At 55.9% G+C, this 24,969-nt stretch carries 21 protein-coding genes and 1 pseudogene; 17 read left to right on the top strand and 5 right to left on the bottom strand.

Features of this window, described 5'->3' with window-relative positions:
* The first annotated feature begins 73 nt into the window (after window positions 1-73).
* A complete protein-coding gene (locus tag IAE50_RS07445) occupies window positions 74-1,543 on the top strand; it encodes an amino acid permease (protein ID WP_200579937.1) in 1,470 nt (489 codons plus the stop codon).
* Window positions 1,544-1,813: 270 nt separating this feature from the next.
* Window positions 1,814-3,796, top strand: coding sequence for a catecholate siderophore receptor CirA (gene cirA, locus IAE50_RS07440; protein WP_094421064.1), 1,983 nt, complete (start codon window positions 1,814-1,816; stop codon window positions 3,794-3,796).
* 35 nt (window positions 3,797-3,831) lie between these two features.
* On the opposite strand, the gene fghA is transcribed toward cirA, so the two are convergent.
* Complete coding sequence (gene fghA, locus IAE50_RS07435; protein ID WP_042717580.1) at window positions 3,832-4,668, bottom strand: S-formylglutathione hydrolase; 837 nt, start codon at window positions 4,666-4,668, stop codon at window positions 3,832-3,834.
* 149 nt (window positions 4,669-4,817) lie between these two features.
* On the opposite strand from fghA, the pseudogene IAE50_RS07430 reads away from it, so the two are divergent.
* The 9 genes and pseudogenes from IAE50_RS07430 (at window position 4,818) to IAE50_RS07390 (ending at window position 14,033) form a co-directional block, all read left to right on the top strand.
* Window positions 4,818-5,967 (top strand): annotated as a pseudogene (locus IAE50_RS07430) (YbfB/YjiJ family MFS transporter).
* A gap of 103 nt (window positions 5,968-6,070) precedes the next feature.
* The gene (folE, locus tag IAE50_RS07425) at window positions 6,071-6,736 is read left to right on the top strand and encodes a GTP cyclohydrolase I FolE (protein WP_042717583.1); all 666 of its coding nucleotides are present in this window, start codon (window positions 6,071-6,073) and stop codon (window positions 6,734-6,736) included.
* Between the two features lie 17 nt (window positions 6,737-6,753).
* A complete protein-coding gene (gene yeiB, locus IAE50_RS07420) occupies window positions 6,754-7,914 on the top strand; it encodes a DUF418 domain-containing protein YeiB (protein WP_200579936.1) in 1,161 nt (386 codons plus the stop codon).
* Between the two features lie 155 nt (window positions 7,915-8,069).
* Complete coding sequence (gene galS / locus IAE50_RS07415) at window positions 8,070-9,095, top strand: HTH-type transcriptional regulator GalS (RefSeq protein WP_054804180.1); 1,026 nt, start codon at window positions 8,070-8,072, stop codon at window positions 9,093-9,095.
* 295 nt (window positions 9,096-9,390) lie between these two features.
* Window positions 9,391-10,389 (top strand): galactose/glucose ABC transporter substrate-binding protein MglB, encoded by a 999-nt coding sequence (mglB, locus tag IAE50_RS07410; RefSeq protein ID WP_023479914.1) that lies wholly within the window; start codon window positions 9,391-9,393, stop codon window positions 10,387-10,389.
* 84 nt (window positions 10,390-10,473) lie between these two features.
* A complete protein-coding gene (gene mglA, locus IAE50_RS07405) occupies window positions 10,474-11,994 on the top strand; it encodes a galactose/methyl galactoside ABC transporter ATP-binding protein MglA (protein WP_042715899.1) in 1,521 nt (506 codons plus the stop codon).
* Between the two features lie 15 nt (window positions 11,995-12,009).
* Window positions 12,010-13,020 carry a galactose/methyl galactoside ABC transporter permease MglC gene (gene mglC / locus IAE50_RS07400; RefSeq protein ID WP_023479719.1) on the top strand — a complete coding sequence of 337 codons (1,011 nt, stop codon included), beginning with the start codon at window positions 12,010-12,012 and terminating at the stop codon, window positions 13,018-13,020.
* A 140-nt stretch (window positions 13,021-13,160) separates the two neighbouring features.
* Entirely contained in the window at window positions 13,161-13,397 is a 237-nt protein-coding gene (locus tag IAE50_RS07395; protein WP_023479777.1) for a bssS family protein, read from the top strand.
* Window positions 13,398-13,583: 186 nt separating this feature from the next.
* On the top strand, window positions 13,584-14,033 hold the full coding sequence (locus IAE50_RS07390; protein WP_232045477.1) for a hypothetical protein: 450 nt from the start codon (window positions 13,584-13,586) through the stop codon (window positions 14,031-14,033).
* A 9-nt stretch (window positions 14,034-14,042) separates the two neighbouring features.
* On the opposite strand, the gene sanA is transcribed toward IAE50_RS07390, so the two are convergent.
* The 4 genes from sanA to IAE50_RS07370 all read right to left on the bottom strand — a co-directional run bounded on the left by sanA (window position 14,043) and on the right by IAE50_RS07370 (window position 16,981).
* A complete protein-coding gene (gene sanA, locus IAE50_RS07385) occupies window positions 14,043-14,756 on the bottom strand; it encodes an outer membrane permeability protein SanA (protein WP_042715904.1) in 714 nt (237 codons plus the stop codon).
* 123 nt (window positions 14,757-14,879) lie between these two features.
* The gene (gene cdd / locus IAE50_RS07380; RefSeq protein ID WP_200579935.1) at window positions 14,880-15,761 is read right to left on the bottom strand and encodes a cytidine deaminase; all 882 of its coding nucleotides are present in this window, start codon (window positions 15,759-15,761) and stop codon (window positions 14,880-14,882) included.
* A gap of 129 nt (window positions 15,762-15,890) precedes the next feature.
* Window positions 15,891-16,586, bottom strand: coding sequence for a CidB/LrgB family autolysis modulator (locus IAE50_RS07375; RefSeq protein ID WP_042715907.1), 696 nt, complete (start codon window positions 16,584-16,586; stop codon window positions 15,891-15,893).
* Window positions 16,583-16,981, bottom strand: coding sequence for a CidA/LrgA family protein (locus tag IAE50_RS07370; protein WP_054804179.1), 399 nt, complete (start codon window positions 16,979-16,981; stop codon window positions 16,583-16,585). Before IAE50_RS07370 ends, IAE50_RS07375 begins: the two co-directional genes overlap by 4 nt.
* A 230-nt stretch (window positions 16,982-17,211) precedes the next feature.
* Between IAE50_RS07370 and dusC the strand changes: the two genes are divergently transcribed.
* The 6 genes from dusC (at window position 17,212) to IAE50_RS07340 (ending at window position 24,964) form a co-directional block, all read left to right on the top strand.
* Window positions 17,212-18,150 (top strand): tRNA dihydrouridine(16) synthase DusC, encoded by a 939-nt coding sequence (dusC, locus tag IAE50_RS07365; RefSeq protein WP_200133313.1) that lies wholly within the window; start codon window positions 17,212-17,214, stop codon window positions 18,148-18,150.
* Window positions 18,151-18,478: 328 nt separating this feature from the next.
* Window positions 18,479-19,807 carry an OprD family outer membrane porin gene (locus IAE50_RS07360; protein ID WP_200579934.1) on the top strand — a complete coding sequence of 443 codons (1,329 nt, stop codon included), beginning with the start codon at window positions 18,479-18,481 and terminating at the stop codon, window positions 19,805-19,807.
* An 11-nt stretch (window positions 19,808-19,818) separates the two neighbouring features.
* Window positions 19,819-20,691, top strand: a complete 873-nt coding sequence (surE, locus tag IAE50_RS07355; RefSeq protein ID WP_200579933.1) for a 5'/3'-nucleotidase SurE — start codon at window positions 19,819-19,821, stop codon at window positions 20,689-20,691.
* Window positions 20,692-20,747: 56 nt separating this feature from the next.
* Window positions 20,748-21,581: a transcriptional antiterminator BglG gene (gene bglG, locus IAE50_RS07350; protein WP_200580048.1), complete on the top strand. Its 834-nt coding sequence runs from the start codon at window positions 20,748-20,750 to the stop codon at window positions 21,579-21,581.
* A 116-nt stretch (window positions 21,582-21,697) separates the two neighbouring features.
* Window positions 21,698-23,557 (top strand): PTS beta-glucoside transporter subunit IIABC, encoded by a 1,860-nt coding sequence (gene bglF / locus IAE50_RS07345; protein ID WP_200579932.1) that lies wholly within the window; start codon window positions 21,698-21,700, stop codon window positions 23,555-23,557.
* 15 nt (window positions 23,558-23,572) lie between these two features.
* Window positions 23,573-24,964: a glycoside hydrolase family 1 protein gene (locus IAE50_RS07340; RefSeq protein WP_200579931.1), complete on the top strand. Its 1,392-nt coding sequence runs from the start codon at window positions 23,573-23,575 to the stop codon at window positions 24,962-24,964.
* Window positions 24,965-24,969 lie beyond the last annotated feature (5 nt).

The following is a 24,969-nucleotide window of genomic DNA, read 5'->3' as shown; positions in this document are numbered from 1 at the left end:
CCTTTTCCACCGGAAGGGCCGCGTTTCGTCTGCTACAATCGCGCCTCATTTTTTGGATGGATAGCTTTTTCTTATGGTTTCCGAAACAAAAAACACAGAAGCGACCACGCTTCGTCGTGCACTGAAAGCGCGTCATCTGACGATGATCGCAATTGGCGGCTCCATCGGGACCGGTCTGTTCGTCGCCTCCGGGGCGACCATCTCCTCAGCGGGGCCGGGCGGCGCGCTGCTCTCCTATATGCTGATTGGCCTGATGGTCTATTTCCTGATGACCAGCCTTGGCGAACTTGCCGCCTTTATGCCGGTTTCCGGCTCTTTTTCGACCTACGGGCAGAAATATGTGGAAGAGGGCTTCGGCTTCGCCCTCGGCTGGAACTACTGGTACAACTGGGCGGTCACCATCGCCGTTGACCTGGTAGCTTCCCAACTGGTGATGACCTGGTGGTTCCCGGATACGCCGGGCTGGATCTGGAGCGCGCTCTTCCTGGTCGTTATCTTCCTGCTTAACTACATCTCGGTGAAAGGCTTTGGCGAGGCGGAATACTGGTTTTCACTGATCAAAGTGACCACGGTGATCATCTTTATCATTGTCGGCGTGATGATGATTGTCGGTATTTTCCAGGGGGAAAAACCGGCGGGCTGGAGTAACTGGAGCATAGGCGACGCGCCGTTTGCCGGCGGTTTCTCGGCGATGATTGGCGTAGCGATGATTGTTGGCTTCTCCTTCCAGGGCACCGAGCTTATCGGTATTGCGGCTGGTGAGTCGGAAGATCCAGAGAAGAACATTCCGCGCGCGGTGCGTCAGGTCTTCTGGCGAATCCTGCTCTTCTACGTCTTCGCAATTTTGATTATCAGCCTGATCATTCCCTATACCGATCCAAGCCTGCTGCGTAACGACGTGAAAGATATCAGCGTCAGCCCGTTCACGCTGGTGTTTGAACACGCCGGTCTGCTCTCAGCGGCGGCGGTGATGAATGCGGTGATCCTGACGGCGGTACTCTCGGCAGGCAACTCGGGCATGTATGCCTCCACCCGTATGCTCTACACGCTGGCCTGCGATGGCAAAGCGCCGCGCATCTTCGCCAAACTGTCGAAAGGCGGCGTGCCGCGCAACGCGCTGTATGCCACCACGGTGATTGCCGGTCTCTGCTTCCTGACCTCGATGTTTGGCAACCAGACCGTTTACCTGTGGCTGCTTAACACCTCCGGCATGACGGGCTTTATCGCCTGGCTGGGCATTGCCATCAGCCACTACCGTTTCCGCCGCGGCTATGTTGCGCAGGGCCACTCGCTGGATAACCTGCCGTACCGCTCCGGCTTCTTCCCGATTGGGCCGATCTTCGCCTTTGTGCTCTGCCTGATTATTACCCTTGGGCAGAACTACCAGGCCTTCCTCGAAGACTCCATTGACTGGGGCGCGGTGACGGCGACCTATATCGGCATTCCGCTCTTCCTGGTGATCTGGCTGGGCTACAAGTTCAGCAAAGGGACGCGCTTTGTGCGCTACAGCGAGATGGAGTTCCCGGAACGCTTTACCAAATAACGACCTCTTTCACGCCCTCTGCCCAGAGGGCGTTTTTTTATCACTTTCTCCTCCCATTTACCCGCCCTCCTTTACATAACTTTAAGTTTGAGAAATTGATAATCATTCTCGTTTGCACTAAGGTAAGCGTCTGAAAAAAAAGGGAACCCGGCGGGATTCATGCGCCTGATGTTTCCACAATCTATAACGCTGCCGTCAATGTAACGGTGCGCGGTTTTGCAATACGTGAGCAAATTTTTCAATCTTTTTCAGACCTCATGGAGTTACGGAATGTTTACCTTGAATCCCATTATGCGGGGAGGCCTCTGTGCGTCTGCGTTAACGCTGGCGCTACCGGTGATGGCCGCCGCAGGGGAGGGTGAAACGCTGGTGGTGACCGCTTCGGCCAGCGAGCAGAACCTGAAAGATGCGCCTGCCAGCATCAGTGTCATCACGCAGCAGGATTTACAGCGCAGGCCGGTGCAAAACCTGAAAGATGTGCTGAAAGAGGTGCCCGGCGTGCAGCTCACCAATGAAGGGGATAACCGCAAAGGTGTCAGCCTGCGCGGGCTGAACAGCAGTTACACCCTGATCCTGATTGATGGCAAGCGCGTCAACTCGCGCAATGCCGTCTTCCGCCACAACGATTTTGACCTCAACTGGATCCCGGTAGAAGCGATTGAGCGCATTGAAGTGGTGCGTGGCCCGATGTCGTCGCTATATGGCTCCGACGCCCTCGGCGGCGTGGTGAATATCATCACCAAAAAAATCGGCCAGCGCTGGAGCGGCTCAATCACCGCCGATACCACCATTCAGGCGCACCGCGATCGCGGCGATACGCAAAATGGCCAATTCTACACCAGCGGGCCACTGATTGACGGCGTGCTCGGGCTGAAGGCCTTTGGCGGCGTGGCGAAGCGCGAAAAAGATCGGCAGCAGGCCTCGCAAACCGCCGCCAGCGGTGAGTCGCCGCGCATCGAGGGCTTTACCAGCCGCGATGGCAATGTTGAACTGGCCTGGACGCCAACCAAAGATCACGACTTTACCGCTGGTTACGGTTATGACCGCCAGGATCGCAACTCTGATTCACTGAATAAAAACCGCCTCGATCGCCAGAACTACTCGCTGGCGCACAACGGGCGCTGGGGCAGCGCCAATAGCGAGCTGCGTTTCTACGGCGAGAAGATCGATAACAAAAACCCCGGCAACGCCAGCGCCATCCGTTCAGAAAGTAATACCGTGGATGGCAAAGTGGTGCTGCCGCTCGGTGAGATCAATCAATTAGTGACGCTGGGTGGTGAATGGCGTCATGACAAACTCAGCGATCCCATTAACCTGACCGGCGGTAACAGCAGTAAAACCTCCTCCAGCCAGTACGCGCTGTTTATTGAAGATGAGTGGCGGATTATTGAACCGCTGGCGCTGACCACCGGCCTGCGCATGGATGACCATGAAACCTATGGCGATCACTGGAGCCCACGCGCCTACCTGGTGTGGAGCGCCACTGATACCATCACGGTGAAAGGGGGCTGGGCAACGGCCTTTAAAGCGCCGTCGCTGTTGCAGCTAAGCCCCGACTGGGCGAGCAACTCCTGTCGCGGCAGTTGCCGGATTGTCGGCAGCCCGGAGCTAAAACCGGAAACCAGCGAAAGCTTCGAACTGGGGCTTTACTACAGCGGCGAAGAGGGCTGGCTCGAGGGCGTGCAGGGGAGCGTTACTGCCTTCCAGAACAATATTGAGGATATGATCAATATCAGCCGTACTGCCAGCCTGACCGAAGCGCCGGGCTATCCGAACTTTGTCGGCTTTGAGCGTAACGCTCGTGGGGCGCGGGTACCGGTGTTCCGCTACTACAACGTTGATAAAGCGCGGATTCAGGGCGTCGAGACGGAGGTGAAAATCCCGTTCGATGAGGCGTGGAAACTAACGCTGAATTACACCTATAACGACGGGCGCAATCTGAGCGGCGGCGGCAATAAACCGTTGCAGGATCTGCCATTCCACACTGCTAACGGCACGCTGGACTGGCAGGCTAACGACGCGTGGTCGTTCTATGTCTCGGCGAACTATAGCGGCGAGAAACGCTCGGTCTCCCAGGGCGCAACGCCGGGCGGGTATGTTATCTGGAATGCGGGCGGTGCGTGGCAGGCGACGAAAAATGTCAAACTGCGCGCGGGCGTGCTTAACCTCGGCGATAAAGATCTCAGCCGGGATGACTACAGCTTTAACGAAGATGGACGTCGCTACTTTGCGGCGATTGATTACCGCTTCTGATGAGAGATCCCGGCGCGAAAACGCCGGGGGAATACTTAGCGGAAGAGGTGCTGCGCATGGAAGCGCAGATGATCTTCAATAAACGAGGCGATAAAGAAGTAGCTGTGATCGTACCCCGGCTGAATACGCAGGGTCAGCGGCCAGCTTTTCTGCCGCGCCACTTCTGCCAGCCGCGCTGGCTGTAACTGATCGGCGAGGAACTGATCGCTATCCCCCTGATCGATAAGGGTCGGAATGGCGTCACCTTCGCCGCTTTCCAGCATCAGCGCACAGCTGTCCCACTCGCGCCACTGGCTGGCATCCTCACCTAAATAGGCAGTAAAAGCTTTCTGCCCCCACGGCACCTGTAACGGGTTCACAATCGGCGCAAAGGCGGAGACGCTGGTGTAACGGCCGGGGTTTTTCAGCGCCATTATCAGCGCGCCGTGGCCGCCCATGGAGTGACCGCTGATTGCCGCCTGGGTGCTGACGTTAAACTCGCTCTGGATAAGCGCCGGGAGTTCGTCGCGCAGATAATCAAACATTCGGTAGTGCGTGGCCCACGGTTGCTGCGTGGCGTTGAGATAGAAGCCGGCCCCTTTACCCAGATCGTAGCTGTCGGCATCAGCCACCTCATCGCCGCGCGGGCTGGTATCCGGCATCACCAGCACAATGCCCAGTTCAGAGGCGACGCGCTGCGCCCCGGCTTTGGTGGTGAAATTCTCATCATTGCAGGTCAGGCCGGAGAGCCAGTAAAGCACCGGCGGGCGCGCATCGCTACGCTGCGGCGGTAAAAAGATGCTGAACGTCATGGCGCAGTTCAGGACGCTGGAGTCGTGACGCCAGCGCTGCTGCCAGCCTTCAAAACAGCGGTGCTCTTCGAGCAATTCCATGCGGGGCTCCTCAGGTTTCACAGAGATAAACAGAGTGATAACCCTGCATAATACAGATAATTCACGCCGCTGTGAGTAACTTTCACTTCCGCACTTGCGCAACATACTGCATCATAAACATAACTTTACATTAACATTTGGGGGCTGAGATGGCGCTACGCGTCGCGCTTTGCGGTTTTATCGTGCTGGTGGTGGTGATGGGTATTGGCCGCTTTGCCTTTACGCCGCAGGTGCCGTTGATGATCCGCGACGGCCAGCTCACCCTCACCAGCGCCGGGTTGGTGGCAGCCATTAACTACCTGGGTTATCTGCTCGGTGCCTGGGATGCGATGCGCGCGAAGCGGCATATCGAAGTGCGCCTGTGGCTTGGCATTGGCGGCGCGGTGCTGCTCACTTTCCTCTCTGCGCTGGCAGACAACGCGCTGCTGCATGGCGCGATTCGGCTGATTATCGGCGCGATGAGCGGCTGGGGAATGGTGCTGATTGCCGCGTGGACTAATGAGCGGCTGGCCCATGCCGGGAAACCAGGCCTCAGCGCGGCGGTGTTTGCCGGGCCGGGCGCGGGCATCGCGTTAAGCGGATTGCTGGCGGTGGCGATTCAGGCCAAAGGATTAAGCGCTGCGTCAGCCTGGCAAGTGTATGGCGTGCTGGCGCTGCTGCTGGTGGCGCTGATTGCCCGCTACTTGCCGAAGCCCGGCGAGTGGCACCGCCCGGAGGTGAAGACGCAGCCTCTGCACCTGACCACCGATCTGAAACGGCTGGTCTGGAGCTACAGCCTGGCCGGGTTTGGCTATATTCTGCCCGCTACCTTTTTGTCGCAGATGGCGGCGCTGCGCTTTCCCGGCAGCCTGTTTGCCCAGTTTGTCTGGCCGGTTTTTGGCCTCGCGGCGGTGATCGGCATTGGCCTTAGTATTCTGCTGCGCCACTGCGGGCAGAGCCATCAGCGGCTGGCGATAGTCCTCTGGTTGCAGGGCGCGGGCGTGCTGGCGGCCTGGCTTCTGCCGGGGTTGAGCGGTCTGGTGTGCGGCGCGGTGCTGGTCGGCGGCGGTTTCCTCTGTGCGGTGCAGCTTTCACTGCTCTATGGCCGCGAGCTGGCACCCTATCATGCGCGTTATATGGCGGGCCTGCTCACCACCGGCTATGCCGTCGGGCAGCTGGTCGGCCCGATGACCTCCGCGCTCTCGACCTGGCTTACCGGACGCCTTGAGCCGGCGCTCGGTATCGCGGCGGTTGCGCTGGTGATTGGCGGTGTTCTGGTGTGGAAACGTCGTGCCTGAAAGGCAGCGGCAATTTCAATAATTATCCCCGGCGGGCTGGATTATGTGCGCGACCTCACGCACAATGTTGCCTCACTTCGCCGCAACACGCGAAGCACGCCATACCTGCAGGAGAAGAAGAAAATATGTCATCACTCAGTAAAGAAGCGGCGCTGGTGCACGAGGCGCTGGTTGCCCGTGGTCTGGAAACCCCGCTGCGCCCCCCGGTGCAAATGGATAATGAATCCCGTAAACGCCTTATCGCCGGCCATATGACCGAGATCATGCAGCTGCTCAATCTCGATCTGAATGATGACAGCCTGATGGAAACGCCGCATCGCATCGCCAAAATGTATGTCGATGAGATCTTCTCCGGTCTTGATTACGCCAATTTCCCGAAAATCACCGTCATTGAAAATAAGATGAAGGTCGATGAGATGGTGACCGTGCGCGACATCACGCTTACCAGCACCTGCGAACACCACTTTGTCACTATCGACGGTAAAGCGACCGTGGCTTACATCCCGAAAGAGTCGGTGATTGGCCTGTCGAAAATCAACCGCATTGTGCAGTTCTTCGCCCAGCGCCCGCAGGTTCAGGAACGCCTGACCCAGCAGATCCTCACCGCGCTGCAAACCCTGCTTGGCACCAACAATGTCGCGGTATCGATTGATGCGGTCCATTATTGTGTGAAAGCGCGCGGCATTCGCGATGCCACCAGCGCCACCACTACCACCTCACTCGGTGGCCTGTTTAAGTCGAGCCAGAACACTCGCCAGGAGTTCCTGCGCGCCGTTCGCCACACTAACTGATTGCAGGAGCCGCCGACATGGGAAGGAGCGTCACGCTCGATTTTATCCGTGGCCTCGCCATTCTCGGCATTCTGCTGCTCAATATCACCGCCTTTGGTCTGCCGAAGGCGGCCTATCTTAATCCCGCCTGGTATGGCGACATCACCCTGCATGATGCCTGGACCTGGGCGCTGCTCGACCTTTTTGCGCAGGTAAAATTTCTCTCGCTGTTCGCCATTCTCTTTGGTGCGGGGTTGCAGATGCTGCTGCCACGCGGCAAGCGCTGGATCCAGTCGCGCCTGACGCTGCTGGTGCTGCTCGGTTTCATTCACGCACTCTTCTTCTGGGAAGGCGATATTCTGCTGGCTTATGGCCTGGTAGGGCTTATCGGCTGGCGAATGATTCGCGATGCGCAGAGCGTGAAAGCGATGTTTCATACCGGCGTAGTGCTCTATCTCATCGGCATTGTCGTGTTGCTGCTGCTGGGGGCGATCTCCGGTACCACGCCAAACCGCTCCTGGCTGCCCGATGCCGCCAATGTGCAGTATGAAGCCTGGTGGCGCACCAGCGGCACGCTGGTGGAGGGGCTGAGTAACCGCAGCGATCTCTTGTCAAACGCCTTGCTGGCGCTCGGCGTGCAGTATGGCTGGCAGCTGGCCGGGCTGATGTTGATTGGTGCTGCACTCATGCGCAGCGGCTGGATGAGAGGGCAGTTCCCGCTGCGCCACTACCGGCGCGTCGGCGCCGTGCTGGTGGTGACGGGAATGGCAGTGAATATTCCCGCCATTGTCGCCCAGTGGCAGCTCGGCTGGTCTTACCGCTGGTGCGCCTTCTTTTTGCAGGCCCCGCGCGAGCTGAGCGCGCCGGTGCAGGCCATCGGCTATGCGGCGCTGGCGTGGGGCTTCTGGCCGCAAATCTGCGCCAGCAAACTGGTGAGCGCAATCGCCTGCGTCGGGCGCATGGCGCTCACTAACTATCTGTTGCAGACCCTGATCTGCACCACGCTGTTTAACCACTTCGGTCTGTTTATGCGCTTTGACCGCCTGCAACTGCTGGCGATCGTCCCCGCCGTCTGGGCGGTTAATATCCTCTTCTCCGTGCTCTGGCTCAGGCGTTTTCGCCAGGGCCCCGTCGAATGGCTGTGGCGACAACTGACCGCCCGTGCGGCGGGCAGCGCATTACCGCCTACAAGCAGATAACGATCTGGATCACAATCGTTAACAAATGCGATGTAACCGCTTCCATTGATGTGATGCCTCTCACGTAGCAAAGCCACCGCGACTGCCAGAATAGCCTCCTTACTTTACCCAGGGGGTGCCTGTGACGTGCCGCCATTCAGACAAGGTGGGAAAAAATGATCACCATTCGTGACGTTGCCCGTCATGCGAACGTCTCCGTCGCGACGGTTTCCCGCGTACTCAACAACAGCGCCCTGGTCAGCCAGGAGACGCGCGAAACCGTGATGCAGGCGGTTGCCCAGCTCGGTTATCGCCCAAACGCCAACGCCCAGGCACTGGCGACGCAGGTGAGCGACACCATCGGCGTGATCGTGATGGATGTCTCCGACGCCTTCTTCGGTGCGCTGGTCAAAGCGGTAGATACCGTCGCGCAAGAACATCAAAAGTATGTGCTGATTGGCAACAGCTACCATGAGGCGGAAAAAGAGCGCCACGCCATTGAGGTGCTGATACGTCAGCGCTGTAACGCCCTGATTGTGCACTCAAAAGCGCTCAGCGATGAAGAGCTGACGGGCTTTATGGAGCAGATCCCCGGCATGGTGCTGATCAACCGCGTGGTGCCCGGTTACGCCCACCGCTGCGTCTGCCTTGATAACGTCAGCGGGGCGGTGATGGCGACGCGCATGCTGCTGAATAACGGCCATCAACGCATCGGCTACCTCGCCTCCAGCCATCAGATTGAAGATAACGATTCGCGCCGCGAAGGGTGGTTCCGCGCGCTGGAAGAGCAGGGCATTGCCGCGCCGGACAGCTGGGTTGGCACCGGTTCGCCGGATATGCAGGGCGGGGAGGCGGCGATGGTAGAACTGCTGGGGCGCAATCTGCAATTGACCGCCGTTTTTGCTTATAACGACAGCATGGCAGCGGGTGCGCTGACGGCGCTGAAAGATAACGGCATTGCGGTGCCGCAGCATCTGTCGCTGATTGGTTTCGATGATATCCCCATTGCCCGTTACACCGATCCGCAATTAACCACCGTGCGCTACCCGGTGGCGTCAATGGCGCGGCTGGCTACGGAGCTGGCGCTACAGGGGGCGGCGGGCAAGCTCGATCCGCAGGCCGCGCACTGCTTTATGCCGACGCTGGTACGCCGTCATTCCGTGGCGTTGCGACAAAGTGTGGCGCCGATCACTAACTCGTAAAGCGTCGCGATGTAACCGTTTTCAATCTGTGAGTAAATTCACAGTATCTTAACAAGGCGCTGACTATGATGTCAGCGTTTTGGAAGCTGAAAAACGATGTAACGGTGAGTATTCATTTTTAATGAAACGTTCACGTAAAAGCATCGGATAAAGCGATCTTCTGGAGCGTTACCGAACACGGACGATTGAATTTTTTTAGCGTGGACGTCGGGTGTCAGTAACCTCTTCTTAACATACTGACCCGCCGAGCACTATTCACTAGCACTACCCTGCATATAATAAAACCGGAGATACCATGAATAAGAAGGTGTTGACTCTGTCTGCTGTCATGGCAAGCATGCTGTTTGGCGCAGCCGCACACGCAGCGGATACCCGTATTGGTGTGACCATCTATAAATATGACGACAACTTCATGTCCGTTGTGCGTAAGGCGATTGAGAAAGACGGTAAAGCAGCACCGGATGTGCAGCTGCTGATGAACGACTCCCAGAACGACCAATCCAAACAGAATGATCAGATCGACGTCCTGCTGGCAAAAGGGGTTAAAGCCCTTGCCATCAACCTGGTTGACCCGGCTGCGGCGGGCACGGTGATTGAGAAAGCGCGCGGCCAGAATGTGCCTATCGTCTTCTTCAACAAAGAGCCTTCCCGCAAAGCGCTGGATAGCTATGACAAAGCTTACTACGTCGGCACCGACTCTAAAGAGTCCGGCGTGATTCAGGGCGACCTGATTGCCAAACACTGGGCGGCAAACCCAGGCTGGGATCTGAACAAAGATGGGCAGATTCAGTTCGTACTGCTGAAAGGCGAGCCGGGCCACCCGGATGCTGAAGCGCGTACCACCTACGTGATTAAAGAGCTGAACGATAAAGGCATCAAAACCCAGCAGCTGGCTTTAGATACTGCAATGTGGGACACCGCCCAGGCGAAAGATAAAATGGACGCGTGGCTCTCTGGCCCGAACGCTAACAAAATCGAAGTGGTGATTGCCAACAACGATGCGATGGCAATGGGTGCGGTTGAAGCGCTGAAAGCCCACAACAAATCCGCCATTCCGGTATTTGGCGTCGATGCACTGCCAGAAGCACTGGCGCTGGTGAAATCGGGCGCGATGGCCGGTACCGTGCTGAACGATGCTAACAACCAGGCGAAAGCGACCTTCGATCTGGCGAAAAACCTTGCTGATGGCAAAGGTGCGGCAGATGGCACCACCTGGAAAATTGAGAACAAGATTGTCCGTATTCCTTACGTCGGCGTTGATAAAGACAACCTGGCGCAAATTACCGGTAAATAAGATTTAGTTTGACCGTTCTCACTGGGCGTATTGTTTAATACGCCCTTTTATAAAAATGATATGCCAGGCCAACAAGGTAGAATTATGGTCAGCAATAATACTCAGTCGTCAGGTGAATTCTTGTTGGAAATGAGCAATATCAACAAGTCCTTTCCCGGCGTAAAGGCGCTCGATAATGTCAATTTAAAAGTCCGTCCTCACTCTATTCATGCATTGATGGGTGAAAACGGTGCGGGTAAATCGACATTATTAAAATGCCTTTTTGGGATCTACCAAAAAGATTCCGGCAGCATTCTATTTCAGGGTAAAGAGATCGATTTCCACTCCGCCAAAGAGGCGCTGGAAAACGGTATTTCGATGGTGCACCAAGAGTTGAACCTGGTATTACAACGTTCGGTGATGGATAACATGTGGCTCGGGCGTTACCCGACCAAAGGCGTGTTTGTCGATCAGGATAAGATGTACCACGACACGAAAGCCATCTTCGATGAGCTGGATATTGATATCGATCCCCGTGCGCGTGTCGGGACATTATCCGTTTCCCAGATGCAGATGATCGAAATTGCGAAAGCATTCTCCTATGACGCCAAAATCGTCATTATGGATGAGCCGACGTCGTCGCTGACCGAAAAAGAGGTCAACCATCTGTTTAAAATTATCCGCAAGCTGAAAGAGCGTGGCTGCGGCATAGTTTATATCTCCCACAAGATGGAAGAGATATTCCAGCTGTGCGATGAAATTACCGTTCTGCGCGACGGGCAGTGGATCGCCACCCAGCCGCTGGAAGGGCTGGATATGGATAAGATCATCGCCATGATGGTCGGCCGCTCCCTGAACCAGCGCTTCCCGGACAAGCACAACACGCCGGGCGAGACCATTCTGGAGGTGCGTAATCTCACCTCTCTGCGTCAGCCGTCGATTCGTGATGTGAGCTTTGATCTGCGCAAGGGCGAAATTCTCGGGATTGCCGGGCTGGTGGGCGCGAAGCGTACCGATATCGTGGAGACGCTGTTTGGTATCCGTGAAAAATCGGGCGGCACTATTAAGCTGCACGGTAAAGCGATTAATAACCATACCGCCAACGAAGCCATTAATAACGGCTTTGCCTTGGTCACCGAAGAGCGTCGCTCGACGGGTATTTATGCCTATTTAGATATTGGATTTAACTCATTAATCTCCAATATCCAGAACTACCGTAACAAAGTGGGCTTGCTGGATAACAGCCGCATGAAGAGCGATACCCAATGGGTTATTGACTCGATGCGGGTAAAAACGCCTGGCCACCGCACGCAAATTGGTTCCCTTTCCGGGGGTAATCAGCAGAAAGTGATTATTGGACGCTGGTTGTTAACCCAGCCGGAAATTTTGATGCTTGATGAACCGACGCGCGGTATTGACGTGGGTGCGAAGTTTGAAATTTATCAGCTGATTGCTGAGCTGGCGAAAAGAGAGAAGGGGATCATTATTATCTCCTCTGAAATGCCTGAGTTGTTAGGCATCACTGACCGTATTCTGGTAATGAGCAATGGCCTCGTCGCTGGAATTGTTGATACTAAAACGACAACGCAAAACGAAATTCTCCGTCTTGCGTCTTTGCACCTTTAAGATCAGGGGCTCCTCATGAGTGCGTTAAATAAAAAGACTTTTCTCACTTATCTGAAAGATGGCGGTATTTACGTCGTTCTTTTAGTGTTACTGGCCATTATTATTTTCCAGGACCCTACGTTCTTAAGCCTGCTGAACTTAAGTAATATTCTGACCCAGTCTTCGGTGCGTATTATTATCGCGCTCGGCGTCGCGGGCCTGATTGTTACCCAGGGCACCGACCTCTCTGCCGGACGTCAGGTCGGTCTGGCAGCGGTAGTGGCGGCTACGCTGCTGCAATCAATGGAGAACGCCAATAAGGTGTTCCCGGAGATGGCAACAATGCCGATTATCGTGGTGGTGCTGATCGTCTGCGTTATCGGCGCGATTATCGGCCTTATCAACGGTATTATCATCGCTTACCTGAATGTGACGCCGTTTATCACCACGCTGGGCACGATGATTATCGTGTACGGTATCAACTCCCTCTATTACGACTTTGTCGGCGCGTCGCCGATCTCCGGCTTCGACAGCGGCTTCTCCACCTTTACCCAGGGCTTTATTGCGCTCGGCAGCTTCCGCCTCTCTTACATCACCTTCTACGCGCTGATCGCCGTGGCGTTTGTCTGGGTGCTGTGGAACAAAACCCGTTTCGGTAAGAACATTTTCGCTATCGGCGGCAACCCGGAAGCGGCAAAAGTGTCTGGTGTGAACGTCGCGCTGAACCTGCTGATGATCTATGCCCTCTCCGGCGTCTTCTACGCCTTCGGCGGGCTGCTGGAAGCGGGCCGTATCGGCTCGGCGACCAACAACCTCGGCTTTATGTATGAGCTCGATGCGATTGCCGCGTGCGTGGTGGGCGGCGTCTCCTTCAGCGGCGGTGTCGGTACCGTGCTGGGCGTGGTGACCGGTGTGATCATCTTTACCGTTATCAACTACGGTCTGACCTATATCGGCATCAACCCTTACTGGCAGTACATCATCAAGGGCGGGATCATTATCTTCGCCGTGGCGCTGGACTCCCTGAAGTACGCGCGCAAGAAGTAATCTTTCTGCTCCGCTCTCAAGCCCGCCCTGTGCGGGCTTTTTTATTGCTCTGCTATTAGAAAACTTCATCTATTCGACATGGAGAAATCCCGCGTCGCTGCTACGCTTTATTAAGTCCCAACATTTATAAGGAGATTAGGATGAAGAATGAATTCGCTTTTCCGGCATTCCCCGTCACTGGATGGCAAGTGGGCGCGGTAGACAAGCAGCAGAGCATCGTTGTGAAATTTGGTTACAGCACTTCGCCATATGGCCCGGGTGCATCGACTTTTGACTCGCAGTTTTTCAGCTTAACCCCCGATATGGTGCGCAGCCTGATCTACGATTTGCAGCGCAGCCTGACGGAGCATGAAATCGAGCACGAAAAAGTCGCCTGAGTTTCCCCTTTTTACCTCCGCAAAGGCACGTGTCATGCAGCTTGCGCTGCGTTGTCGTGTGCCTTGTTTGTGCTTTTAAAATCCCGCTCTGCGCGCATCTTATTGAAGAACCGATCAAATTTAAGGGGATTCTGAAGGCCTTCATCGCAGCGGCTACATACGCTTAAAGGACAATCTTTGAGAGTTGTGATTGCAGCTCAAGGGGCGCTTATGAATTTTGTTTTTTTTAGAGTTGACCACGCACCGCATGAAAAAACCAGTCAGGTGAATTTCGTTTTAAAAAATGTTGAACTGCTTCGTGATGGCGAAGTGATTGCTGTAATCGGCGATCTCACCGTCACGTCATTGCCGTTTTTCTACTTCTGCTCGGTGCAGACCGGGTTTCGCAAGATCGAGTACAGAATGGCTAACAACCCGCCGGCACGCATCACCTGCAGCGCAGGCTATCTGAAAACGGGTGACTATCTGGTGGAGACGCCGGAAGGGGAGAAGGTGATGCAGTTTAATGCGCTAAACGGCAAATGGACGCTGGAGCGGAATGCCTCCGCCGTCATCGATCACCAGGGATTTCTTGCCCGTGATTTCACGCTTGTCCGCCCGGCGAAAAGCAGTGGCCGTACGGTGCCCTTCAATTAATCCGCTCTGCTACTTCTTTTTTTGCATATCAACTAACTGCTCGGCCGTGACTGCCGGATAGCCCTGAGCATCCTCCGGCACTTCATGCATCGCAGGGATCGGCACCAGAGGCCCAAGGAAACGGGGTTCACGTTTAAACAGATAGAGATCTGCAATCGTCCCGAGCCGGGCGCCAAATTCGCGCGCCCGCACGCTCCACATATCTTTAGGCGACGGCACGGCGTAACACTGCGCCTGAATGCCTAAGTGGCGGGCGATAAACAGCGCGCGTTCACAGTGGAAGCGCTGGGTGATGATAATGAAGTCATTGGTGTCGAACACCTTGCGGGTGCGGACAATCGAGTCCAGGGTACGGAAACCGGCGTAATCGAGCACGATATCCGCAGGATCAACGCCGCCAGCGATCAAATCTTTGCGCATGGTCACCGGCTCGTTATAGCTCTGTTGTGCGTTATCACCGCTCAACAGCAGGTAGTTCACCTTGCCGCTGTTATAGGCGTTAAGGGCACCCTGAATGCGGTAGCGGTAATATTGGTTGATCACACCGGTGCGGTAATATTTGGCAGTGCCAAGCACCACGCCGACCTGACGCCAGGGGAGATCCTGCAGGTCGTCGTAGATATAGGGGGCGGTTTTCCAGCTCATCCAGCGATCGAGACCCAGCGCGGTTAACACCAGCAGACCAATCAGGACTATCAGGCTGTAAAAAACACGCTTTAACATGAAGCAGGCTCGGTAAGGGATTGAAATTGCACTCAGGCTACTTTACCCACACCGCAAGCGCAAGAAACGGCAGCTCAATCGCGCTGTTTTTCATCACTGCGGCCTTAACCGCAGTGATGCGCATCATAGCGTTACGCGCTCAACCGCTTCGCAACCTAACGCACGCAGCGTTGCCGTTGTTGCATCCCACTGCGTTAACGGCGCGTCAGCGCGTTCCGCCAGTACGGCGCGCGTAATATCCGGGTAGTCGAATCCGCTCAGGCTGAGCAAATTAAGCGCGCCCTGCAACGGCGGCAGCGTCGGGTTAAACGCCGCGTTCTCCGCATAACGTCCGCTGAAGATCTGCCCGTCGCGGCAGAGCAGGGCAACGCCGGAAGGTGAGTGAGTATAAGGGGAGTGGCTCTGGCTGGCTGCGGCAATCGCGGCCTGGGTCAGCGCATCGCCGCGCGGGGCGAAACCGTGATCCTGGGCGTCCATCAGCAGGGTTTTAATCTCAAGATCTTTCGGCCCGAAGGCATCCGGCAGGTAATCACCGAGCGTATGCGGCGCGCGGCCTGGCAGGTTAATGCGCAGCGAAAGCCCGCTGTTGAGCTCATTCATAAACTGTCGGCAGTGGCCGCACGGCGTGTAGTTTACGGTCACCGATTCCAGTGCGGTCTCACCGCGCAGCCAGGCGTGGCTGATGGCGCTCTGCTCGGCATGCACCGTCTGCTGCATGGTGGCACCGATAAACTCCATATTGGCACCGAAATACCAGCTGCCGCTGACGCCGCGGGCAATCGCGCCGACATTGAAATGGGAGAGATCCGTGCGCGCGCAGGCGGCAGCGAGGGGCAGCAGCGCGAAGGCCAGCGCATCGGCATCGAGCTGTGTCGCGCTTTGCAACGTTGCCACCTGCTCCGCGCTCAGCATAGCGGGGAAGTGTTCATCCGCCAGCAGAGGCGCCAGCGCGGTCTGAAGTTCACCCGGCAGGCCGGAAAAAGCAGTGTGAAAACGAGAATGCATAGCAGTGCCTCATAGCAGTGTATTGGAGAGACAGTGTACGGGCCTGCTTCGCTTTTATATGTGACTTAAATCACACTATTTATGCAACAAATGAAACGCATTAAAGAATTGCGCGACACATCGCAAATTTTAACCCCACAGCGCAATCAGCAGCGGAAAGAGGAACGGCGCGATAAGCGAGGTGATAATCCCGCAGATCACCAGCGCCAGCGAGCTGAAAGCCCCCTCCTGGTAATCCAGTTCTGCGCTACGCGCGGTGCCCAGCGCGTGCGAGGCGGTACCCATTGCCAGCCCGCGTGCCGATTTGGTCTTGATGCCCATCAGGTTGAGTAGGGTGTGCCCAAAGACCGCGCCAAGCACGCCGACAAAAATCACGCACACTGCGCTAATGGCCGGAATGCCACCAATGCTGCCGCCTACCGCCATCGCAATCGGCGTAGTGACGGATTTCGGTAATATCGAGGCGGCAATCTCGGGCGTCGCTCCCATTAATAGTGCGATAAGCGTCCCGCTGATCATCGCCACCAGGCTGCCGATAAAACAGATGGTAATAATCGATTTCCAGCGCGCGCGGATCTGGTGCAGCTGTTCATAAAGAGGAAACGCCAGCGCCACGACTGCGGGTTGCAGCAGATCGTTGAGCACTTTACTGCCCTGGAAGTAGTGATCGTAGGGCGTACCAGTCAGCAACAGCAGCGGTATGATCACCACCATCGCGATAAGTAAAGGGTTAAGCAGCGCCAGCTTAAAGCGCGCGGCCAGTTTGCGGGCAGCGAAAAAGACCGCCAGCGTTAACGGCAGGGACCACCAGATATAGGCCATCACTCTTTTGTTTCCTCACGACCGGCCACTTTACGCTCGCCGTGTACCAGATGGGTACTCCAGCTCACCACCAAAAAGACCACCAGCGTGCTCACCGCGCAGGAGACCACAATCGGGCCGAACTGCGCGCGCAGCACGTCGTAATACTGCATAACGCCGACGCCAATAGGCACAAACAGCAGCGCCATGTAGCGAATAAGCAGAAAACAGCCGGGATTGACCCACTTCGCCGGCAGGATCTGCAGCGCCAGCAGGACAAACATAATCAGCATGCCAATAATGCTGCCTGGAATGGCGATCGGCAGCAGAGAGGCGACAAAAATACCCGCATATAAGCAGGCATAGATGAGTGCGAAGGCTCGCAGGTACTGCCAGATGATTATCAGTGATTTATTCATGGTGGAAATCCTTGCTGAAACGCATTCATCATACAATTAAAGCTAAAAACGTGCTACTGATCACATCATGAATTTTGAGCATACCAGACATCCCATTTGGTTAAATTATGTGTTCAAACCGGCCAGAGTGTGAAAAAAGGGGCGCTAAGCCTTCAGCGCTCGATGATAATGGCACTTTCCTCGCTACCGGAGAGCGGCTACTATGTCGCCTCATTTTTTCGGGGTGATTTATGCGTGTATTACTGGCTCCAATGGAGGGCGTGCTCGATTCTCTGGTGCGCGAGCTGCTGACTGACGTCAATGATTATGATCTCTGCATCACCGAGTTTCTGCGCGTGGTCGATCAGCTGCTGCCGGTAAAATCCTTCCATAAAATCTGCCCGGAATTGCAGCGCCAGAGCCGCACCTCCTCCGGCACATTAGTGCGCGTTCAGCTGTTGGGTCAATATCCGCAGTGGCTGGCGGAAAATGCCGCCCGCGCGGTTGAACTCGGCTCGTGGGGGGTTGATCTGAACTGCGGTTGCCCGTCGAAACTGGTCAACGGCAGCGGCGGTGGGGCGACATTGCTCAAAGATCCGGAGCTGATTTACCGCGGTGCGAAGGCGATGCGCGAAGCGGTGCCGTCGCATCTGCCGGTGACGGTAAAAATTCGTCTTGGCTGGGAGAACTCCGCCCGCCAGTTTGAAATTGCCGATGCGGTAGAGCAGGCGGGTGCCAGCGAACTGACGGTGCATGGCCGCACGAAAGAGGATGGCTATAAAGCCGAGCGCATCAACTGGCAGGCGATTGGTGAGATCCGCCAGCGCCTGTCGATCCCGGTTATCGCCAACGGTGAAATCTGGGACTGGCAGAGTGCGCAGGCCTGCATGGCAGCGACCGGCTGTGATGCGGTGATGATTGGCCGCGGCGCGCTCAATGTGCCAAACCTCAGCCGGGTGGTGAAATATAACGAGCCGCGCATGCCCTGGCCTGAAGTGGTTGCGCTGCTGGCGAAATACAGTCGGCTTGAGAAGCAGGGTGATACCGGTTTGTATCACGTTGCCCGTATCAAGCAGTGGCTGGGCTATCTGCGCAAAGAGTACGCTGAAGCTGGCGATCTATTTGCGGAAATTCGCACCTACAAAACCTCTCAGGATATTGCGGCAGCTATTGCGCGCGTCGAAATATAGGATCCTGCAACGCTACGATGTAATTGCCTCAATTCGTAGCGTTATCTGAGTCACACTTTTACGCTCTTACCTAAATTGCTCGTAGATTATTTCGATGTGGGATGGTATTTATTTACCCACACCATCTCAGGGTTGTTACTGTTAAACAGGCAAAACCTAAACCATCAAATTCACCGCTTGTGAATTTCGGGTTTGGGTTTTTTTGTTTTGATGGTGTGCATAAATAAAAGCTGTAAAGCAAATAACTATAAGGAATTGTCTGAGCCTTACGCGTTAGCACTATTTTTAACGCGGCAGTTGCGGCCAGCAATATAAAAATGGAATAGAAATGGCACATATTAAATTCGCCTTACCTTTGGCGTTCCTGTCAGGTATTAGCGGCACTTGCGCTTTTGCTAATAGTGAACTGCCCAACACTCAGGGTTTTATTGAAAATAGTCGGTTCGATGTCACGTTAAAAAATGTCTGGATGATTAATACTAATAACCAGCACTCAGAAGCCGGTATTGGTGACCAGAAAGCGTGGGCACAGGGCGCGCTGCTTGATTATCAGAGCGGCTGGTACCGGGATGCTATCGGTATTGATGCCTCATGGTATAGCGTGGTCAAGCTCTACGCCAACAAAGACTTTGCCGGGCGCGATCTGCTGCGCGATAACAACGGCCATGCGGAAGGGTTCAACAAAGTTGGGCAGCTTTACGCCAAGCTCAAATGGGAGGATGAGCATGCGTACGCCAGGCTCTACGCGGGCTGGAAGCAGCTTTATAAGTTTGGCACGCTCAGCGTCACGCGCAGCCGGGCCGCACCAAGTTCATGGCAGGGGGTAAGTCTCGAGAGCGGCATTGGCGATCTCTCTGCCCGCGCCGCCTGGGTCACCCGTTTTTCAGAACGTGATGAACCGGAAAAGCGCCGCATTTATACTTTAAAAACTAATAAGCCCATCGATCATATTGTTACCGGTGATATAAGCTGGAGTCCTGATAAAAATACCCGCGTAAGCTGGCTGGCAGGCGAAAGTGATAATTATCTTTTCCGCCAGGGAATAGAGGCGCAATTTGCGTTGCCGCTGGCTGAAAAAGAGTCGCTGTTATTACGCAGTGCCTGGTATTACAATCGCGGGCTGGCAGAATGGGAAGGCGCGCGTGGATTTACGCATAGCGCGCAGCATATTTTTGCGCTGGTGGGCTACCAATATTACGCAATGGAGTCAGGTGTCGCCTGGTCAAAAACAAAAGCGCCGTTGGATAATGGCCTCGGGCACTTTTATTGGCATATGGGTAAAAACACCCGTGGCGCATTTAATAGCCCGGCGGATGGCGAAGGCAATGATTACGTCAATGATAATGAGCAGATGATTTATTGGTACGGTAAATATGTTCTCTCGCCGGAATTGACCACAGGTATTTTCGCTAATTATGGTTTTGGGGCGAAATATCAGGGCGTCAAATTAAATCAGTGGGAGTATGGCGGTTTTATTGCGTGGACGCCGAAAGCTCTCTCTGGCTTATCGCTGTTTGCCGGCTTTGGTCCGAGCTACAGCTGGAAGCTGGTAAAAGGCAAACCCTGGCTGACGGACGATAAGCGCGATTTCCACCGCTCGCATGGCCTCGGCGGCGGCATCACCATGGAATACAAATTTGGTCTGCATAATCAATAAGGAGATTCACCGTGAATAAAACGTTACTGGCACTTTTGCTCACCGCACTTGCCTCCACCGGCGCTCATGCGGCTGAACGCGCAACGCGCATTTTACTGGTCAACGACGACGGCTGCGACTCCATCGGCACGATCTCCTTACAGGAAAAACTGGCCGCCAAAGGCTTTGATGTCTGGATGGTGGCACCCGCCACCAATCAGAGCGGCATTGGCTCGGCGATCACTTTCAAACCCAACAAAATCTTCGATGTGAAGAAAGTGGCGGAAAAACGCTACTGCTTCCCCGGCACGCCTGCGGATGCCATCGATTTCGGCCTGCTCGGCATTCTGAAAGAGAACCCGCCGGACCTCGTCATTTCCGGTGTCAATGATGGCCCGAACACCGGCGTCACGCAGCTTAACTCCGGCACCGTGGGCGCAGCGGTGCGCGCCGTGCGCTACGGCTACCCGGCGATTGCCGCCAGCATCGGTTACCTGTTCACGGCAGAGGAGCAAAAAGCGGGCTGGCCCAGCACGCATAAATACTGGCCGGACTCGGTCGATTATGTGGTCTCGCTGGTCGATAAGCTTCAGGCAAAACGCCAGCCCGGTCAGCCGCTGCTGCCAGCCGGCTCCGGCCTGAGCATCAACTACCCTCCGCTGGCGAAAAGCGCGGTGAAGGGTGAGAAATTTATTGGTAATGAATCCTTCCCCGAAGCGCAGCACAGCTATGTGCTGCTGGAAGATGGCCGTGCACAGCAGGTGATCAATGAAAAGATGCTGATGCCGAACGAGTCGGACACCGATACCGGCTGGCTCAACAAAGGCTATATCACCCTGACGGTGTTCGATGGCCAGTGGAATGCGCCGCAGTATGAAGCCCAGTATCAGGCCCTGTTCCGCTGATGGTGTCACACATCGGCGAGGCAGGTTTCTCTTCCGGTCTGGTTCCGGCGGGCGGCATGCGTATCGCCAAAATATTAAACAATAACGTCGCCGTGGTGCTGGACGAGCAGCAGCGCGAGCAGGTGGTGATGGGGCGCGGTATCGCATTTCAGAAGCGTCCCGGCGATCGGCTCGACGAGGGCGCGATCGAAAAGGTCTTCGCACTGCAAAGCGACGATCTGGTGCGCCGCCTGGGTGAGCTGCTCAATCAGATCCCGCTGGAGGTGATGACCACCTGCGATCGCATTATTGCGCTGGCCAGCGAACGGCTGGGGAAGTTGCAGGAGAGCCTCTATATCACGCTCACCGATCACTGCTACTTCGCCATCGAGCGGCAGAAAAAAGGGCTGCTTATCCGCAACGGGCTGCTGTGGGAGATCAAGCGTCTCTACCCGAAAGAGTTCGCGCTCGGGCATGAAGCGCGCGCGATCATCGCCAGGCGGCTCGGTGTGACGCTGCCGGAAGATGAAGCGGGTTTTATTGCGCTCCATCTGGTGACGGCACAGTTAAACAGCGCGATGCCGGAGGTGATGCATATCACCCGTGCGATGCAGGAGATCCTGCATATCGTGCAGTATCAGTTAAAGCTGGAGTATGACGAAGAGGGGCTGAGCTATCAGCGCTTTGTAACCCATCTGAAGTTCTTCTCCCAGCGCATGCTGAACAGCACGGTGATTGACGACGACGATCTCAGCCTCCACCAGGCGGTGAAAGATAACTACCCGCTGGCGTGGAAGTGCGCCGAGAAAGTGGCGCTTCACCTGGCCAGCACCTATCAGCGGCGGCTGACCAGCGAAGAGACAATGTTTCTCGCGCTCCATATCGAGCGCGTGAGGAAAGAGCAGCGCTAACTGCACCTATGGGTTGTTACTGCATTAACGTGTGCAGGCAAAACCTGAGTCCGTCGCCGCAAGGTGGCGTGGCTCAGGTTTTTTTTTACTCAGACACAAGAGGTAAGGACACAAGCATGGATTATCAAACGCTGGCGAACGTCATTCTCAGCCACGTTGGCGGCAAGGAGAACATCAGCAGCGTGGTGCATTGCGCTACGCGGTTACGCTTTAAACTCAAAGAGATGAAAAAGGCCGATTCCGACGGGCTAAAAAAAGAGCCCGGGGTCATCATGGTCGTGGAGAGCGGCGGACAGTTTCAGGTGGTGATCGGCAACCACGTGCACGATGTCTGGCTGGCGGTATGCGACGCGGCCGGGCTAAAGGAGGATGCGCCGGTCGTTGCAAGCGATGACAAAAGTTCGCTCTTTAGCCGTTTGATCGACATTATCTCGGGCATATTTACCCCCTTTATCGGCATTCTGGCCGCGTCCGGGATCCTGAAAGGCATTCTGGCGCTGGCGGTGGTCTGCAACTGGCTGACGCCAGAGAGCGGCACCTATAAAATTTGGTTCGCCGCCAGCGATGCGCTCTTCTTCTTCTTCCCGCTGGTGCTGGGTTATACCGCCGGGAAAAAATTTGGCGGCAACCCCTTTATCACCATGGCAATTGGCGGAGCGTTAACCCATCCGCTGATGATCGCCGCCTTTGACGCTGCGCAGATGAGCGGGGCGGTGAGCGAAACCTTCCTCGGCATTCCGGTCACCTTTCTCAACTACAGCGGCTCGGTGATCCCGATTATTCTCGCCTCATGGGTCAGCTGCTGGCTGGAGAAGCAGGGCAACCGCTTTTTGCACTCAGCCGTGAAGAACTTCTTCTCGCCGGTGCTCTGCATTGCCGTCACCGTGCCGCTCACCTTTTTGATTATCGGTCCGGTTGCCACGTGGCTGAGTCAGGGGCTGGCGAATGGCTATCAGGCCATTTACACCCTCTCTCCCTGGCTGGCGGGTGGCGCGATGGGCGCACTGTGGCAGGTGTGCGTGATATTTGGCCTGCACTGGGGATTAGTGCCGCTGATGATCAACAACATGGCCGTTTTTGGTCAGGACTCAATGCTGCCGATCCTGCTGCCTGCGGTGCTTGGACAGGTGGGGGCCACGCTGGGTATTTTTCTGCGCAGCCGTGACAAACAGCAAAAAACGCTGGCGGGTTCAGCCGTGGCGGCGGGGATTTTCGGCATTACTGAACCGGCGGTCTATGGCTTAACCCTGCCGCTGCGCCGTCCGTTTATTTTTGGTTGCCTGGGCGGCTCGCTGGGGGGAGCAATTGTCGGTTTTAGCGGCACACACACCTACTCCTTCGGCATGGCGAACGTGTTCTCTTTTGCTCAGATGATCCCGCCGGGCGGCATCGATGCCACGCTGTGGGGCGGTATTGTCGGTAGCGCAGCGTCGTTTATGCTGGCATTACTGCTGACCTGCATTGCCGGGCTGCCGAAAGCACCGGCAGCCGTTGCGGCACCTGCGCAAAAAACAGATACAGATGGGATGACGCTGCTGGCACCGATGAGCGGCAGCGTGCTGGCGCTGGACCAAGTGACGGATGCCACCTTCGCCAGCGGTGTGCTGGGAGATGGCGTGGCGATTATTCCGGTTGACTGCCGGGTCGTCGCACCGTTTGCCGGAGAAGTGGCCTCACTGTTTGAAACCAAACATGCGATTGGTTTGCTCAGCGATAGCGGGGTAGAGATGTTGATCCACGTCGGTATTGATACCGTCAAGCTGGACGGGAAACCCTTCACCGCGCATGTCAGCGTCGGTGACAGAGTGGAGCCAGGCGATCTGCTGCTTGAATTCGATCGCGCCGCGATCCTTGAAGCCGGCTTCGATCTCGCCACGCCCATTATCATCAGTAATAGTGAAAACTTTGCCAGCGTAAATAACGTGGCACCCACCTCTGTTCAGGCCGGGAAACCGCTGCTGGCGGTAGCCGTGTAATCAAAGGAGAAGAGAATGAAAGCATTTCCAGCAGGATTTTTATGGGGCGGTGCCATTGCCGCCAATCAGGTTGAAGGCGCATGGCAGGAGGATGGCAAAGGCCCTTCGACATCCGATATGCAGCCGAACGGCGTATTCGGCGAGCTTGTTGAGCGCAAAGAGGGCGACAGTGCGCTGAAGGATGTGGCGATCGACTTCTACCACCGCTACCCGGAAGATGTCGCCCTGTTTGCCGAAATGGGCTTTAACTGCCTGCGTATCTCCATCGCCTGGACGCGTATTTTCCCTAACGGCGATGAGAGCACACCGAATGAAGCGGGGCTGGCATTTTATGATGACCTGTTTGATGAGCTCGTAGAGCACGGCATCACGCCGCTGGTGACGCTGTCGCACTACGAAATGCCGTGGGGATTAGTCAAAGAGTACGGCGGCTGGGGCAGCCGCGAGACGATCCGCTGCTTTGAACACTATGCCCGCACGGTGTTTAACCGCTATGAAAACAAAGTGAAGCTGTGGCTCACCTTCAATGAGATCAATATGTCGCTCCATGCGCCGATGACCGGCGTCGGGTTGCCCAACAGCAGCAGCAAAGCGGAAGTCTACCAGGCGATTCACCATCAGCTGGTGGCGAGTGCGCTGGTGGTTAAAGCGTGTCATGAAATTATCCCGGATGCCAAAATCGGCAATATGCTGCTCGGCGGGCTGATGTATCCGCTCAGTTGCAAGCCGGAAGATGTGTTTGAGACGCTGCAGCAGAACCGTAGCTGGGCCTTCTTTGGCGACGTACAGTGCCGCGGGGCCTATCCCGGCTATATGCTGCGCTACTTCCGTGATAACGGCATTGAGATTGAGATCACCGACGCGGATCGTGAAGCGCTGCGCACCACGGTCGATTTCATCTCCTTCAGCTACTACATGAGCGGCTGCGTCACCGCCGATGAAGCGCTTAACGAGCAGCTGCGCGGCAATATTCTCAGCATGGTGCCGAATCCGCATCTGCCCAGTTCCGAGTGGGGCTGGCAGATCGATCCGCTTGGCCTGCGCACGCTGCTGAATATGATGTGGGATCGCTGGCAGAAGCCGCTGTTTATTGTTGAGAACGGGCTGGGCGCGAAGGATCATGTGGAGGCGGACGGCAGCATTCATGATGATTACCGCATCGCCTACATGAACGACCATCTGCTCCAGGTGCGTGAAGCGATTGAGGATGGCGTCGAGATGCTGGGCTACACCAGTTGGGGGCCTATCGATCTGGTGAGCGCCTCGAAAGCGGAAATCTCCAAGCGCTACGGTTTTATCTACGTTGACCGCGAAGATGATGGCAGCGGCACGCTGGCGCGCAGCCGCAAGAAGAGCTTCTTCTGGTATCGCGATGTGATCGCCAGCAACGGCGCGAACCTGGAGTAAACGCC

Origin of the sequence: Kosakonia sp. S42, assembly GCF_016624785.1 — a bacterium.
Taxonomy (GTDB): domain Bacteria; phylum Pseudomonadota; class Gammaproteobacteria; order Enterobacterales; family Enterobacteriaceae; genus Kosakonia; species Kosakonia cowanii.
The sequence above is the reverse complement of the archived record's forward strand: the minus strand, read 5'-3'. Positions and strand labels throughout refer to the sequence as shown.